At 69.8% G+C, this 14,979-nt stretch carries 16 protein-coding genes; 4 read left to right on the top strand and 12 right to left on the bottom strand.

The features are described from left to right. Window positions 1-497 precede the first annotated feature (497 nt). Entirely contained in the window at window positions 498-2,309 is a 1,812-nt protein-coding gene (locus tag NQO67_RS05320; protein ID WP_255947241.1) for a pectate lyase-like domain-containing protein, read from the top strand. Window positions 2,310-2,795: 486 nt separating this feature from the next. Beyond that, the gene (locus NQO67_RS05315) at window positions 2,796-3,875 is read left to right on the top strand and encodes a polysaccharide deacetylase family protein (protein WP_374118905.1); all 1,080 of its coding nucleotides are present in this window, start codon (window positions 2,796-2,798) and stop codon (window positions 3,873-3,875) included. Between the two features lie 114 nt (window positions 3,876-3,989). Here NQO67_RS05315 and NQO67_RS05310 read toward each other — a convergent pair whose 3' ends face one another. The 8 genes from NQO67_RS05310 to NQO67_RS05275 all read right to left on the bottom strand — a co-directional run bounded on the left by NQO67_RS05310 (window position 3,990) and on the right by NQO67_RS05275 (window position 10,747). Continuing rightward, on the bottom strand, window positions 3,990-4,679 hold the full coding sequence (locus NQO67_RS05310) for a helix-turn-helix domain-containing protein (protein WP_255947237.1): 690 nt from the start codon (window positions 4,677-4,679) through the stop codon (window positions 3,990-3,992). Window positions 4,680-5,094: 415 nt separating this feature from the next. After that, entirely contained in the window at window positions 5,095-5,817 is a 723-nt protein-coding gene (locus tag NQO67_RS05305; protein ID WP_255947235.1) for a chitinase, read from the bottom strand. A gap of 132 nt (window positions 5,818-5,949) precedes the next feature. Further along, window positions 5,950-6,465 carry a lytic polysaccharide monooxygenase auxiliary activity family 9 protein gene (locus tag NQO67_RS05300; protein WP_255947233.1) on the bottom strand — a complete coding sequence of 172 codons (516 nt, stop codon included), beginning with the start codon at window positions 6,463-6,465 and terminating at the stop codon, window positions 5,950-5,952. Window positions 6,466-6,793: 328 nt separating this feature from the next. After that, the gene (locus NQO67_RS05295) at window positions 6,794-7,327 is read right to left on the bottom strand and encodes a DinB family protein (protein WP_255947231.1); all 534 of its coding nucleotides are present in this window, start codon (window positions 7,325-7,327) and stop codon (window positions 6,794-6,796) included. 260 nt (window positions 7,328-7,587) lie between these two features. Next, window positions 7,588-8,046, bottom strand: a complete 459-nt coding sequence (locus NQO67_RS05290) for an SPW repeat protein (protein WP_255948430.1) — start codon at window positions 8,044-8,046, stop codon at window positions 7,588-7,590. 325 nt (window positions 8,047-8,371) lie between these two features. Next, a complete protein-coding gene (locus NQO67_RS05285; protein WP_255947229.1) occupies window positions 8,372-9,256 on the bottom strand; it encodes an ABC transporter permease in 885 nt (294 codons plus the stop codon). Then, on the bottom strand, window positions 9,216-10,247 hold the full coding sequence (locus tag NQO67_RS05280) for an ATP-binding cassette domain-containing protein (RefSeq protein ID WP_255947227.1): 1,032 nt from the start codon (window positions 10,245-10,247) through the stop codon (window positions 9,216-9,218). The genes NQO67_RS05285 and NQO67_RS05280 overlap by 41 nt, the downstream gene beginning before the upstream one ends. Further along, entirely contained in the window at window positions 10,244-10,747 is a 504-nt protein-coding gene (locus NQO67_RS05275) for a MarR family winged helix-turn-helix transcriptional regulator (RefSeq protein ID WP_255947206.1), read from the bottom strand. Before NQO67_RS05275 ends, NQO67_RS05280 begins: the two co-directional genes overlap by 4 nt. 149 nt (window positions 10,748-10,896) lie before the next feature. Here NQO67_RS05275 and NQO67_RS05270 point away from each other — a divergent pair, with 149 nt between their 5' ends. Both NQO67_RS05270 and NQO67_RS05265 read left to right on the top strand, forming a co-directional pair. Then, a complete protein-coding gene (locus NQO67_RS05270) occupies window positions 10,897-11,148 on the top strand; it encodes a hypothetical protein (protein ID WP_255947204.1) in 252 nt (83 codons plus the stop codon). Next, window positions 11,145-11,519 carry a toxin Doc gene (locus tag NQO67_RS05265; RefSeq protein WP_255947202.1) on the top strand — a complete coding sequence of 125 codons (375 nt, stop codon included), beginning with the start codon at window positions 11,145-11,147 and terminating at the stop codon, window positions 11,517-11,519. The genes NQO67_RS05270 and NQO67_RS05265 overlap by 4 nt, the downstream gene beginning before the upstream one ends. A 35-nt stretch (window positions 11,520-11,554) precedes the next feature. On the opposite strand, the gene NQO67_RS05260 is transcribed toward NQO67_RS05265, so the two are convergent. From NQO67_RS05260 to NQO67_RS05245, 4 genes are all read right to left on the bottom strand, one after another. Next, the gene (locus tag NQO67_RS05260; RefSeq protein ID WP_255947201.1) at window positions 11,555-12,340 is read right to left on the bottom strand and encodes a PIG-L deacetylase family protein; all 786 of its coding nucleotides are present in this window, start codon (window positions 12,338-12,340) and stop codon (window positions 11,555-11,557) included. A 103-nt stretch (window positions 12,341-12,443) separates the two neighbouring features. Then, window positions 12,444-13,022: a PspA-associated protein PspAB gene (gene pspAB, locus NQO67_RS05255; RefSeq protein WP_255947199.1), complete on the bottom strand. Its 579-nt coding sequence runs from the start codon at window positions 13,020-13,022 to the stop codon at window positions 12,444-12,446. A gap of 5 nt (window positions 13,023-13,027) precedes the next feature. Continuing rightward, window positions 13,028-13,936, bottom strand: coding sequence for a zinc metalloprotease HtpX (htpX, locus tag NQO67_RS05250; protein ID WP_255948428.1), 909 nt, complete (start codon window positions 13,934-13,936; stop codon window positions 13,028-13,030). A 285-nt stretch (window positions 13,937-14,221) separates the two neighbouring features. After that, complete coding sequence (locus tag NQO67_RS05245; RefSeq protein ID WP_255947197.1) at window positions 14,222-14,641, bottom strand: hypothetical protein; 420 nt, start codon at window positions 14,639-14,641, stop codon at window positions 14,222-14,224. Window positions 14,642-14,979 lie beyond the last annotated feature (338 nt).

Below are 14,979 nucleotides of genomic sequence, written 5' to 3'. Positions count from 1 at the left end.
GGCAGGTGCGCAAGTGACAGGTGTGCGACGGGCAGGTGCAACTGGCGATGAGCAGCTGGCAGAGGTCCGCGTCCGGCCGGGTGCGGCGGCCGGGTGCGGATGTGGCCTTGATTTAAGGAGTGAAGTAAGCCACTGTCAAGGCTTGGCGCGTGGCTCGGTGGCGCACACCGGGACGAGTGAGGGCGATCTGGAACGTCGCCGAGCCCGCCCACCTCGACACTTCACCTCTTGATCGCATCATGCGTGATCGACTCCCGATGTCATGAATTCTCGAATTCGGGCAACAGTCGCATGGGTGTCAAACGGCGTATACGGCGGTGCTGTTGTTCGCCCGCGTGGGCCTTCGAGGTGGGGAGATGGCGGGTTGAGTAGTGGTCCGTGCACAACTCTTGACGCGATACCCGAAGCGGGCGCACGATCCCCCTGGCCGCCTGAGAGCGCTCTCTCTCAGGTTCGGGCGGCAGCCCGCAGCTGTCTACTTCCAGGAGACCTCCGACATGCTTTCTCCCCCACGCAACCCGGCCCAAGAACCGGGCGAAGCACGTCCGAAGACGCATCGCCGCCGGCGTGCCTCGGTGACCGCCGTGGTCACGGGGGCGCTGGCCGCCGGCCTGCTGGCGCTGGTCCCGAGCCTGGTGCCGGGCACCGCGCAGGCGGCCCCGCTGGCGGGCGGTGGCGACCTCGGCCCCAACGTCATCGTCTTCGACCCGTCGACGTCGAACATCCAGGGCACCCTGGACGACATCTTCCACAAGCAGGAGTCGGCCCAGTTCGGCGAGGGGCGCTACCAGCTGCTCTTCAAGCCGGGCACCTACAACGGCCTCAACGCGCAGCTCGGTTTCTACACCTCCATCTCGGGCCTCGGCCTGTCGCCGGACTCCACCCAGATCAACGGCGATGTGACGGTCGACGCCGGATGGTTCAACGGCAATGCGACGCAGAACTTCTGGCGCAGCGCCGAGAACCTCGCGCTCACCCCGGTCAGCGGCGAGGACCGGTGGGCGGTCGCGCAGGCCGCTCCGTTCCGCCGGATGCACATCAAGGGCGGGCTGAACCTCGCCCCGAACGGGTACGGCTGGGCGAGCGGTGGCTACATCGCCGACAGCAAGATCGACGGTGACGTGGGTCCGTACTCGCAGCAGCAGTGGTACACGCGGGACAGCTCGGTCGGCGGCTGGAAGAACGCCGTGTGGAACATGGTCTTCTCCGGGGTGCAGGGCGCCCCGGGCCAGAGCTTCCCCAACCCGCCGTACACCACCCTCGGCACCACCCCCGTCTCGCGCGAGAAGCCGTTCCTGTACCTCGACGGCAGCACCTACAAGGTGTTCGTGCCCGCGAAGCGCACCAACGCACAGGGCGTGACCTGGGCGAACGGGAACCCGGCGGGAGACTCGATCGGGCTGGACCAGTTCTACGTCGCCCACCCGGGTGACTCTGCGGCGACCATCAACCAGGCGCTCAGCCAGGGCCTGAACCTGCTGTTCACGCCGGGCGTCTACCACCTGGACCAGACGATCGACGTCAACCGTGCCAACACGGTGGTGCTCGGGCTCGGCTACGCCACCCTGGAGCCGGACAACGGTGTGACCGCCATGAAGGTGGCGGACGTCGACGGGGTGAAGCTCGCCGGCTTCCTGCTGGACGCGGGCTCGACCAGGTCCGACGAGCTGCTGGAGGTGGGCCCGCCCGGTTCCTCCGCCGACCACTCGGCCAACCCGACGTCGGTCCAGGACGTCTTCGCCCGGGTGGGCGGTGCCGGCGCCGGTCAGGTCACCACCGCGATGACGATCAACAGCGATGACACCATCATCGACCACACCTGGCTGTGGCGCGCCGACCACGGTGACGGTGTCGGCTGGGACACCAACCGTGCCGACTACGGCCTGGTGGTCAACGGCGACGACGTCCTCGCCACCGGGCTGTTCGTCGAACACTTCAACAAGTACGACGTGCAGTGGAACGGCGAGAGCGGTCGGACGATCTTCTTCCAGAACGAGAAGGCCTACGACGCCCCCAACCAGGCAGCCATCCAGAACGGCTCCATCAGGGGCTTCGCCGCCTACAAGGTCGCCGACTCGGTCAACAGCCACGAGGGCTGGGGGATGGGCAGCTACTGCAACTACACCGCTGACCCGTCCATCATCCAGGACCATGGTTTCGAGGCACCGAACAAGTCCGGGGTGAAGTTCCACGACATCATGGTGATCTCGCTCGGCGGCAAGGGCCAGTACGCCCATGTCATCAACGACACCGGTGCGGCGACGTCCGGAACGGACACCGTGCCGTCGAACGTGACGTCGTACCCGTAAGGCGGTGCGTGTGTCCCCCGAAGGGGGCGCCCGTATCCGCCAGGGGAGTGCCCGTTCGGGGACCCCGTCCGTCGGGAGGCGCCAAGCGTCCTGACACCTCGTAAGTCCGTAGGCGCCACGGCCCGCAGAGCCGTGGCGCCTACGCATGTCCGCGTTCCTCGGCCGTCGAGCGACCCGTCGACCCCTCGGGTGTCCGCCGCATCGGAGCCGGACCTCTTTGGTGTGCTCTTTGCCCGGCGCTCCGTGCTGGATGTCCTATTTATGTGCTTATCGGACATAATGTGTATCTGTCGGTGTAACCGACATGCAACGTGTCCGTTCAGGCCATGGATTGTGATGCCAGTGAGCGAGATCAGCCGGAGACAGGCGGTGGGGTGGGGACTGGGGGCAGTGGGGCTCTCCGCGTGTGGTGCACCGCAGCGGCCGCGGGCCCGGCGGCCGCATCGCACGGCGGCACCCGGTGCGGACGCGCCGCAGAAGAACGTCATGCGGCCGATCGGCGACGGCTCCACCGCGTACACCGGCACCCAGCCGCGGCAGCCGGCCACGCCCGTCGCCCTGGAACCGGGGCAGCGGCCGCCGCAGTTCGTGGTGTTCTCCTGGGACGGTGCCGGCGAGGTCGGCACCGGCCTCTTCGCCCGGTTCCTCAAGCTCGCCCGCGACCACGACGCCCGTATGACGTTCTTCCTGTCGGGCCTCTACCTGCTGCCCGAGGCGCACAGAACGCACTACCGGCCGCCGAACAACCCGGTCGGCTCCTCCGACATCGACTTCCTCACCGACGCCCATCTGCGCCAGACCTTGCAGTGCGTGCGACGGGCCTGGCTCGAGGGGCACGAGATCGGCACCCACTTCAACGGGCACTTCTGCTCGGGGCCCGGCTCCGTGGAGCTGTGGACGCCCGAGCAGTGGCGCAGCGAGATCGAGCAGGCGCACACCTTCGTCACGTCCTGGCGCACCGCCACCGGCTGGAAGGCCGAGGAGCCGCTGCCCTTCGACTACACCCGGGAACTCGTCGGAGGCCGCACACCGTGCCTGCTGGGTCAGGAGAACCTGCTGCCCACGGCACGCGAGCTGGGCTGGCGCTACGACGCCTCCTCGCCCGGCGGCGAGCAGCGCTGGCCGGTCCGCAAGCAGGGGCTGTGGGACCTGCCCCTGCAATCCATCCCCTTCCCGGGGCACACCTTCGAGGTGCTGTCCATGGACTACAACATGCTCGCCAACCAGTCCGTCAACTCCACGAACGCCCCCGCGGCCAACTACCCCGACTGGCGCGAGCAGGCCACCCAGGCCTATCTCGCCGGCTTCGAACGTGCCTACCGGACCAACCGCGCCCCGTACTTCATCGGCAATCATTTCGAAGAGTGGAACGGCGGCATCTACATGGACGCCGTCGAGGAGGCCCTCAAGCGGATGGCCGATCAGGCAGAGGTGCGGATGGTCTCCTTCCGGCAGTTCTGCGACTGGCTCGACGTCCAGGAGCCCGCTGTCCTCGCCCGGCTGTGCTCCCTAGACGTCGGCGAGAAGCCGGAGGGCGGCTGGGCCGCCTTCCTGGCTCCTGCGTAGCGCTGGGGACCACGGCCACCGACCGCACCACCGCGGAACCGCCTACGGTCCCGTTCGGCCGCCGACTCCTGCCGGTGCGCCCGGCGTGCACGCCCCACGTGCACGCCGGGGCGGTCAGGCCCCGGACGCCTCGCCCGGCGCCCCGGCCTGCTCGCCGGTGCCCCGGTCGGTGTCCCCTTCCGGCCCGACCGGCGTGGCCTCCGTCGCCGTGTAGAACACCGAGTTCTGCTGCTTGGAACGGTGCGCCTGCCCCTTGGCGACCAGCGCTTCGAGGGTGTTGCGGACGACGGTGGGGCTGACCTTGCGCTCGGGGTGGGACTGGGCGAGTGCGCTGGTGACTTCGGCGGCGGAACGCGGTTCGTGGTGGCCGGAGAGCAGTTGGCTGACGACCTCCCGCAGGGTGGGACCGCCGGCCCTGCCGCGTGCGCCGCGCCCCCGTGCGGGACGTGCCGTGGCCGCCCCCTTGACCTGGCGGCTCTCCGGGGCCCGACGTGCGCTCTTGGTGGGGCGTCCGCCCCGCTCGGGCGAGGCGTCCTTGGGGCGGCGCGCCCGCGGCAGCCGGGCCTTCGAGACCGGGCCGTCGCCCGCGGGGGCGTCCGGGGCCACCGGCGGCTCGGTGGCGAGGGCCTGTTGCATGCTCAGGAGCAGGGCATGATCGCGCTCCAGCTCCTCCAGCTGGCGTTGCAGCGCGGCGATGTCCGAGCCGATACGTTCCTGCTCCTTGGCGTTGTTCTCCAGGTCTGTGGCGACCTGAGCGGCGTACTGGGCCTTGAGGTTGGTGGGATCCGAAACGCTGTCCGGCATGCCGTCCCCGCTCTCTGTTGGTACGTAGGTGTGTTGGTGCCGGATGGTACCCATATCGGGAGGGCGGCACGGCGCCGTCGTCGTGTCTCCGGTACTGCCCGTGACACCGGGACGCGGCCGTAGCGGCGCAGAAGGCACCACCGACGACTGGTCGCTGTTGCACCTAAAGAGTGGTGTCGCACGCTTGACGTGACGGCGTGACACACCGGTGGGAGCGCGACACACCGGCGCGCCAGGACGTGGCACACCATGGCCTGACGAGGCGGGGGAGACGGGTGAGCGGACATACCGCTGTGCCGCGGCCCGGGGTGACCGGGACGGATGCGCGGCGAAAGCCCCGCGAGCCCGTGGGTGCTCGCGGGGCTGTGGCATGCACGGCGCAGGCAGGCGTGGGAGGCTGCGCGCGCCGGCGGTGTCAGCAGCTGAGGTTGCCGCCGGGGTCGACGCCCAGGATCTGCGCGAACCGCGTGTAGTTGTCGATCCGGTCCTGGACCTGGCCGGGGTTGCCGCCGTTGCACTCGATGCTGCCGTTGATGCTGCGGATGGTCTCGCCGAACCCGGCTCCGTTCACCATGGCGTTGTGGGCGGTCATGGTGCCGGGCCCCGTCTGGGTGTTCCAGTACCACAGCCCGGTCTTCCAGGCCACGGCGGAGTCGTTCTGCACCAGGTCCGGATTGTTCAGCAGATCGATCCCCAAGGCATCGCCGGCGGCCTTGTAGTTGAAGTTCCAGCTGATCTGGATGGGGCCGCGGCCGTAGTACTTGTCGACGCCGGCGGGACAGCCGTACGGCTGGCTGGCGTCACAGTAGTGCGGGTAATTCGCGGTGTTCTGCTCGACGATATAGACCAGGCCGCCCGTTTCATGGCCGACATTGGCCAGAAATGCCGCTGCTTCCTGCTTCTGGACGGTCTCGCTTCCGGCGTGGGTGAAATCCGGATAGGCGCTGAGTGCCGCGGTCAGACCGCTGTAGGTGTAAAACGAGTTCCGGCTCGGGAACATGCTGTTGAACTGCGCTTCGCTGACGACGAAGGCATCCGCGCCGGTCTGCTGCGCCGATGCCGCCGGTACCAGCGTCAACGCCGAGAGCGCCGCCGCGGATGCGGCCGCGCTCAGCAGCCCGAGGGTGCGCCTGCGCATGGATCGCTCCTGCCTGCCGTCGTGCTGCGGACGGCATGTGTGGGGGGTGGTGGGGGGTGAGCGTGGGGGGGTTGGGTGGTGCTTGACGGCCGGACCGGGCGCACCACCCGGTCCGGCGCATGGGGTGGTGCGTCAGCCGATGTTCACGTCGACGCAGCTGTAGAAGGCGTTCGCGGTGTCCGAGATGTTCCAGACCGCGAGGACCTTCTGGTGACCGCGCAGGCTGCCGAAGTTCAGCTGGTGAGAGGTGGTCTGGCCGGGCTGGACGCCGCCACCGCTGAAGCTGCCGATCTTCTGGCCGCCCACGTAGTAGGTCCAGTCGCTGGTGGCGTGCCGGGCGGTGTACGTCCACGTGAAGGTGGCCGTGCTGCCCACGTTCGTCACGGTCCAGCCCTTGGAGTCGTCGTCCAGGTCGGAGAAGCGTGAGATGCCGGCGCTGCAACTGGACAGCCCCTTGGGGCCTTCCACGCTCTGCGGTTCGTACTTGATGTCACCGCAGCTGACCGTTCCCGCGGCACACTGCGCCTGCCTGCTGGGCGGGCTGGAGATATAGCCGTGGGCGCTTGCGGCACCCGACGGGAGGCTTACCGCGATGAGTGGGGCGACTGCGGCGCCGATGACGGCGGCCAGCTTTCTTTTCGCGTGCATGCGTTCTCCTTCACATCAGGTCTTCCCGCGCGAATGAGCCGTGGGGGAACCCGGAATTCGGCGGGTCGGCCGCTTCGAGTTGTGGGGCCAAGAGGCGCGAAGGGACGACGAAATGAACCCGTCACCGACCGCAGGAAGGCAGGAGCGGAACGGCTGGGGCCGCATTTCCTTGGACTAGACCATACAGCTGAATGCGTACACGTCAACAGAGCCCGGACGGCGCGTACTGCCGTCGCGGGCTCTGGACTTGGGGCCTGGGCGGTGCCGGTGAGCAGGAAGGAGGTCGTGCGCCGAAAGGAGAGGGTGGTACGACGGCGCGAGTGTGGGCTCAGGCCCCCACGGTGCCGTCTATCGCCTCACGCAGGAAGTCGGCATGGCCGTTGTGCCGGGCGTACTCGTGGATGAGGTGCAGCATCACCATCCGCAGCGACACATCGCCGCCCCACTTGGGGCAGGGGAACGTCGCGTCGAGCGAGGTGGCGGCCCGTTCGATCCGGCGAGCCCGCTCGACCTCCGCCTGCCAGGCCGTGAACGCCTCGTCCCGGGTGGAGTCGCGCGCGTCGTACGCCACCTGGAAGTCGCCGTCATCGGACCAGACCAGCGGGATGTCCTCCTGGTCGACCACCCTGCGGAACCAGGCGCGTTCCACCTCGGCCATGTGTCGCACCAGGCCGAGCAGCGACAGCGTGGACGGCGGCATCGACTGCCGACGCAGATCCTCGTCACCGAGTCCGTCGCACTTCATGGCGAGCGTCGCACGGTGGTAGTCCAGGAACGTCCGCAGCGTCTCCCGCTCGTCGGCGGCCAGGGGTGGGCCGATCCGCTCCGTCGCCTGCTGCGTGTCGTTCTCCGCTGTGCTCATGGTCGAAAACATATACGAAGTCCCGGCTGCTGTCGGACAAGGGTGCCTGACGGGGGGGTGTGGGGTGGGATGGGTGCCGGGGCGTCGCGCCATGGGAACGCCCGGCCGCGTTGTCCGCGGTCGGGCGTCGGTCGTTCGCTGGTTCAGGGCCCTGCGCCCTCCTGTGGCGGAGTTCGGCGTTGCGCGGGCCCGATCACGCTCCTTACGTCTGCGCTTCCCTACGTGCGCACGTATGCGTGCCGTGCGGGCGCGCGATCCGGCTAAGCGGATCGTGCGCGAGCGCGGCGGCTACGGGCTTTCGCAGCCACGGCCGCGCACAACAGTCCCATCAAAATGGTCAGGCCGCCGATGGAGGCATTGGTGGCGATGACACCCTTGTCGGGATGGGTGCCGACTATCCAGGGCGAGATGACGAGCCAGGTGCCGATGGCGCACATGGCCCAGCTCAGGCCGTACATCCGGTGCGGCGTCAGGGCGAAGCCCCAACCCAGCAGGGCGATCGCGATGCCGATGATCACGTTGTGCACCAGCAACTGGTTCTGGGTCGTGGTGAAGTGCACGATCCAGGGAGAGACGGCGCAGAACAGGCCGATCAGGAAGACCGGCGCGTCCATGATCGCGACGTCGTGTCCGCCCAGCACGCGGTTGTACCGCTCCCTCATTTCCCCGACGTCGGGGTGGGTCGACAGGTCCTCCCTGGGGTGGGAGGCCTCTGCCACGGAGCTGCGCTGGGTCGTTTCCCTCCGGTAGGACGTGTCTTCGCCGGCGCCGGGTCGCCCCGGCTCCCTGCGGTAGGACGCCTGCTCCGGGGGGCTCGACCGCTTAGCCCGCCTGCGGTGAAAAAGGTCGGCCATGGGACTCGACTCCTTCGCTTGCGAAGTCCGACCGTGCTTACGGCCGTGGTGTGTGACCTTTTATCCCATTCTGCGCTTATCTCTCCTTTATGGGTAGCCGTGGGTGGGATGGATTGGAACGGAATTCGGGCGCGCCGGCCAACCGGCGCCGCCCCGGCAAGCGTGCGCTCACGGGGCGGCGCACCGCACCTCAGCGGGCCAGGCGGGCCAGCAGGGACGACGCGGCGGTGATGCCGAGCAGCGCGGCGACGAGCAGGACCGCGAAGTCGAGACCCACGTGCGACGGGGTGCCGAGCAGCAGCCCGCGCAACGCGTCGACCTGGTAGCTCAGCGGATTGATCTTGCTGACGACGCCCAGCCAGCCAGGCATCACGGACACCGGGTACAGCGCGTTGGAGCCGAAGAACAGCGGCATCGTGATGGCCTGGCCGATGCCCATCAGGCGGTCCCGGGTCAGCACGATCCCGGCGATGGTCATCGACAGGCAGGAGAAGAACGCCGAGCCGAGCACCACCGCGGCGGCCACCCCCAGCAGCCGCAGCGGGTTCCAGGTCATCGCCACGCCGAGCAGCGCCGCGATCACCACCACCACGACCGCCTGGATCAGTGCCTTCACCCCGGCCGCGAAGGCCTTCCCGGTGATCAGCGCGGCGCGTGGCGTCGGTGTCACCAGCAGCTTGGTGAGGATGCCGGCGTCCCGCTCCCAGATGATCATGATTCCGTAGAAGATCGCGATGAACATCGCGGACTGGGCGATGATGCCGGGCGCGAGATAGTCGAGGTACGGCACCTTGCCGGTCGGGATGGCCCGGATCCGGGTGAACGTCTCACCGAAGATCAGCAGCCACAGCGCGGGCTGGATCGCCCGGGTGTACAGCTCGGTGCGGTCATGGCGCAGCTTCTGCAACTCGACCGCGCACATCGCGCCGATCCGGGCCAGCAGCACCCGCCAGCCGGCGCGCACCGCCGGCGGGGTCACCAGCAGGTCGAGACCGGTGGCCGGCGCGCTGTTCCCGGGGGCGCCGGGGCGAGGCTCAGCCGACACGGGTGGCGGTGCGGCGGGTGCGTCGGACATCGCGGAAGTCTCCTGACTCGTCCAGGCCGCTGCCGGCGACGTCCCGGAAGACGTCCTCCAGCGTCGGCTCCTTGGGGGTCTCCCCGGCCGCACGGCGCCGGCTGCGCAGCTCGTCCCTGAGTTCGTCCGGGGTGCCGAGGGCCCGTATCCGCCCCCGGTGCATCAGCGCCACCCGGTCGCAGTACTGGTCGGCCTCGTCCATGTAGTGCGTGGTCACCAGCACGGTCATGCCGGTGGCGGCCCGTACCGCGTTGATGTGCTCCCACACGCTGGTACGGGCGATGGGGTCGAGCCCGATCGTGGGTTCGTCGAGGATCAGCAGCCGCGGCGCGCTGACCAGGGCCTGGGCGAGTTCGAGACGGCGGATCATGCCGCCCGAGTACGTCTTGGCGAGCCGGTCGGCCGCGTCGCCGAGGTCGACGGCGGCCAGCGCCTGGTCGACCCGGGCCGCCCGCTCCCGCCGCGACACGTCGAAGACCCGGGCGAACAGCGCCACGTTCTCCCGCCCGGTGAGCCCTGCGTCGGCGGACAGCTGCTGCGGTACGTAGCCCAGCAGGCGGCGCACGGACATGCGCTCGCGCGCCGCGTCGTGCCCGAAGACCCGCACGATGCCGGCCGGCACCGGCAGCAGGGTGGTGAGGCAGCGGATCGCGGTGGTCTTGCCCGCGCCGTTCGGCCCGAGCAGGCCGAACACCTCACCGGCGGCGACCGTCAGGTCGAGCCCGTCCACCGCCTTCGTCTCGCCGAAGGCGTAGGTGAGCCCGGTGCAGGTGACGGCCTGCGGGGTGCTGGCCTGCGGAGTGGCGGGGGAAGGTGTCGTGGGCGCGTGGTGCTGCGCCGGGGTGGCGCGGTCCGGTTCCGGTGTGGTGTTCCGGTCGGCGTCCGCGGCCGTGGGCGTCGTTGCCCCGGGCGTGTCCGGGGGTGGGCCGGAAGGGCCCGGTCCCGGCGTGTCGGCCTGCTTGCTCATGTCCGCCTCCGGCGTGTCGCTCATGGGCCCGTTCCCTCCGCTCCCTCAGTGGCCTGTGGTCCGGCCCTGCCGTCCGCCCGGTCCTCGTGCAGCCGCCGGGCGAGCCGGTGCAGCGCGGGGACCGCCGCGGCGATCGCGGCCTGGTCCGCCTCGCTCAGCCGGGCCACCTGCTCCCGTACGAGTGCACTGCGCCGCGCCTGCCAGTCCCGCAACCGGGAGACCGCGGCGGGGGTGGGCCGCAGCAGGGTGGATCGGCGGTCGTCCGGGTCGGTCTCGCGCACCAGGTAGCCGGCCCGGCTGAGCTGGTTGACCAGGGTGGAGACCGAGTTGCCCGCGAGGTAGAGCTCCTTCGCCGCGTCCGAGACGCGGATGCCGGGCCGCGCGACCACCAGCCGGAGCAGCTCGGCCTGTGCGCCGCGCAGCGGTGGCGCGGGCATGGTGCTCCGCACCCGCCGCCGGATCAGCCGAAGGAGTCCGGCCAGGGCGTCGGCGAACTCTTCCGGCGGGGTGTCGTCGGTGGTCATACCAAGAAGGTTAGCTCTGACAAAGAGGTATTCGCCAGAGGGTCTGCGGTACCGGGGGAGAGGCGGCTGCGGTGCCGGGGGCGAGGTTGCGGCGCGCCGTGGGCAGGTGGGATGTGCTTCGGGTGGCACCTGATTGGTACCGTGAGCTCATGCCATCCCTGAATGTGTCGTTCACCGACGAGGAACTCGAGGGGGTCCGGGCGGCGGCCGCGGCCGAGGGGAAGAGCCTCAAGCAGTACCTGCACGATCTCGGGGTGCGCGAGCACCAGCGCAAGCAGTTCGTGGCGGGCGCCCTGGCCTGGAGCGAGAAGCTGAGCGCCGAGTTCGACGAGGCGTTCCCCGACGAGCTGCCGCCCTCACGGCGCCGCGGCGGCGGTCGAGGGACCGCGGTCGCCAGATGATCCTCTACGTCGACGTGTCATGGCTCCTGGACGTCCAGGAGCGTGCCATGCCCGAGGACGTGTCGGTCGCCGACTACTCCGCCCTCGTCGCGGCGGCCGCCCGCCACCGGACGAAGATGCCGACGCTGGCCGCCTCCGATCCGGACGCGGCCTGGCGCGCCGCAGCGCTGCTGCACGCCATAGTGCGCCTGGAGCCGCTGCCCCACATGAACTCCCTGTACGCAGCCCTGGTCGCCGCCCAGTACATGGGCCAGTCCGGCGAGGGCATCGATCCGCCCTACGGTGCCCTGTCCAGCCTGGTGCGCAAGGTCCGCGAGGGTGAGGCCGACGTCTACACGGCGGCCGGCCAGCTGCGCGACTGGCGGATATAAGCCGTCCGGCGACCGGCCGGCCACGGGAGCCGCCGCTACTCCCACGGCGGTGGGCCCTCCGGGACCAGCTGGTGCACCTCGAAGAGGACGGCGGCGTCGACGCCCATGGCGCGGCCGGCCATGCCGGTGGCCCAGGTGAGGAAGGTGCGCGGGTCGACGGACCGCTCGCCGAGCCCCGCGGCGTAGGCCGCATGGGCGGCGAGGGAGGCGATGCCCCGCTCCAGCGGATCGCCCGCCACCTCCACGCCGTGCGTGGGATGCTCGGGCGCTGCGAAGGCCGCGAACCGTACGCCGTCCCACGGGGCGAGGCCCTCGTCGGCCAGTTCGGGGAAGATCCAGCGGTTGCCCGCGTCGCGGGCGGCGTCCAGGGCCGCGAGGCCCACCGCGCGATGGTCGGCCTGGTTGGTGAGCCCGAGCACCATCCGCACCGTGAAGGCACCGCTCACCACGACCTCGGGGCGATGGCGCCGCACGGCCCGTACGAGATCGCGGCGCAACGGCAACCCGTACTCGACGCAGCCGTCCCGATGGCCCAGGAACTCCACGTCGTCGACGCCCACGGCACGGGCCGCCGTGCGCTGCTCCCGCTCGCGCACCGGTCCCGCCTGATCGGGGTGCACGCCGTCGATCCCGGCCTCCCCGCGGGTGGCCAGCGCATAGCTCACCTGTTTGCCCTGGGCGGTCCAGCGGGCGACCGCGGCCGATGTGCCGTACTCGATGTCGTCGGGGTGCGCCACCAGCACCAGGCAGCGTTCCCAGTCCTCGGGCAGCGCGGGCAGCGGCTTCGCCCCGGCGCCGCCCGGCTCGTTCGTGGCACTCATACTCGCCATCGTCGCCCCGGCCACCGGCGATCACCACTCGCCCTTGTGCGCCCTGTGGCGGCGGACGAGGGCCGTGCAGGACCGGATGCCGTCCCGGGTGCCATCAGATCCCCGGCGCGCCCCAGACCGGGAACCAGCGCGTGAGGTCCTGCTCGATCCGCAGGTCGTCGGTCAGGGTGGCGCGGATCTGGAGCTCCAGGGAATTGTCACGGCGCTCCCCGGCCAGCGGCGCGAACGGGTAGAAGGTGCCGCGCTTGTACAGGTACACCAGGGCGAGCCGCCTGCCCTCCCGGTCCTCGAAGCCGGCGAGGGAGCAGAGCAGCTGGGGACCGAACCCGTTGTCCTGGAGCGCCGAGTTGACCGCGTGCAGATCGCTGACGAGGGACGGCAGGTCGTCGGGCGCGCGGCGGGAGACGAGCCACGAATAGCCGTAGTCGTCACGCTCGAACGTGACCGGCGGCCCGCTGCGTGCCGTGTCCGCGTCCAGCAGCTCCCGCACCCCGTCGTGGACCTGCGCGAACTCGGCTCCCTCCACGCTGGAGAAGCAGACCGAGCCGAGTCCGGTCGGAGTGAAGGAGGTCGCCGCCTGGAGCGTCACCGCCGCGGACGGCAGCGCGAAGAGCTGGTCCAGATCGGGCGGGGCCGGCTTGCTGCGGCCGAGCAGGGTGTCGAGCAGTCCCACCGGCCTCAGCTCCGCGTGTCGGGTGCCGGACCCAGCTGGGCGGAGATCTTGGACAGCTGGTCCAAGCGCTGCTCCAGGCTGGGGTGGGTGGAGAACATCCGGCCGAAGGTGTCCATGGTCCCGACGGCGGGCGTGAAGTAGAAGGCGTTGAACGCCTTCGCGGTACGCAGGTCGCGGGTGGGGATCCGGGCGATGTCGCCGGTCAGCTTGGTCAGCGCGGAAGCCAGCGCGGACGGTCGCCCGGTGAGCAGCGCGCCGGCCCGGTCCGCGGCCAGCTCCCGGTACCGGGACAGGGCGCGGATCAGCACGAAGCTGATCGCGTACACCGCCACCGACACACCGGTCACCACTGCCAGGACGAGGACCGTGTTCTGGTCGCGCCGGCTGAACAGCTGCGAGTAGAACGCGAACCGGATGACGAGCCCGGCGATCACCCCCAGGAACGAGGCGACGGTGATCACCGCGACGTCGCGATGCGCGACGTGCGACAACTCGTGCGCCAGGACACCTTCCAGCTCCTCGGCCTCCAGGCGTCGCTGTAGCCCGTCGGTCACGCAGATCACGGCGTGATTGGGGTTGCGCCCGGTCGCGAAGGCGTTGGGGAGGTCCAGCCGGGAGACGGCGACCTCCGGCTTGGGCATGTCGGCGGTGGCGCACAGCCGGTCCACGATGCCGTGCAGCCGGGGTGCCTCCTCACGGGAGACGATCCGGCCGTGCATGGCGTACAGCGCGATCCGGTCGGAGAACCAGTACTGCGCACCCAGCAGCAGTGCCGCCACCACGACGACCAGCACCACCGACTTCAGCAGCACGATCAGCGCCGCGACGAAGGCCACGTACAGCAGGCCCAGGAGGAAGAGTGTCACCAGCATCCGAGCCGTCAGGCGCCGGTCGGGCTGGAAGCGGCTGCGCATCGCCATCACCCCGGAGTGAATGTTTTCGGGTCGGCCCCGACCGCGCCGTGCCTGCCGGCACGCCCGGCCGTGTCCCTTCCATGGTCCGTCATCACGGGTCAATAACACGTTAGGTCAACTGAGGGAGAAACGGATATACCGGGGCGGATCATTCCGGTACGGGCTGGCCCCGGATGCCCGGATGCCCGGATGCGCTGGAGGTCCCGCCCTCGTGTGACGGGTCCGCCCTCGCCTTGCCCGGCGGTGTCCGCCCTGGGTGGCGGTCGTCGGCGCCGTCTCGGCGGGTCAGTCCCGGAGTGGCACCCTGCCGGCCAGGAGTGGCATGGCTCGACGCATCCGCAGCGCATCCACGGATTCCGCCAGTAATTCGTATTCCGTCGTGTCGTCCTGCGTGGCGAACCGCATCAGTTGGCCGGCGGCGAGTTGATCGGCGACATTTTCCTGGCCTGCCGCATCGGAGCACCAGGTGCGAAACGCGTGCGACACGTCCGGTACGGTATCCGCCACCTGAACAAGAGCCGTCGCCGGAATGAAGGGGGCAGCCGGATTGGGATCGAGCCGGTCGGCAATCCAGGCGGCACGGTCCCGCAGCCACCACAGGGCCAGCGGGAGCGTGGGTGCCCGGTAGGTGCCGAGCGGCACCCCCACGCGCATGCCGCCGCAGACCCCGTAGGCGGTGACCTGGCACAAGATCTCGTCGTGCACTGCAGCCCCCATCGCGTGCGCCACTGCCAGGTGAGCGGAGCGTCACGCCTGTTGAACTTGTTGTGATCACACGACGAATATCGATTTTCGGGGTCTGCTGTCACCGCAGGTTCCGGCCAACCCGACTGCGACGGGTGGATGTCCCGCGTCGGTTGGCCGAAAGGTGCTACTTGCGTGCCCGGTGCAACGAAGAGTGTCGAGCGTGTCGCGGTCTGCGAAAAGGATCATATTTCTGCGGTGCGGGGAAATGGTCCGAAAATCGTGCTGCGTAACCCAGGGCGAATATTGATCAATTGTTCGGACGAGGGTTCGAAGCCTGCTGGATTTCGCCCCCTCCC

The organism is Streptomyces odontomachi (genome assembly GCF_024435355.1).
GTDB lineage: Bacteria > Actinomycetota > Actinomycetes > Streptomycetales > Streptomycetaceae > Streptomyces > Streptomyces odontomachi.
This window is presented reverse-complemented; position numbering and strand designations above follow the sequence as displayed.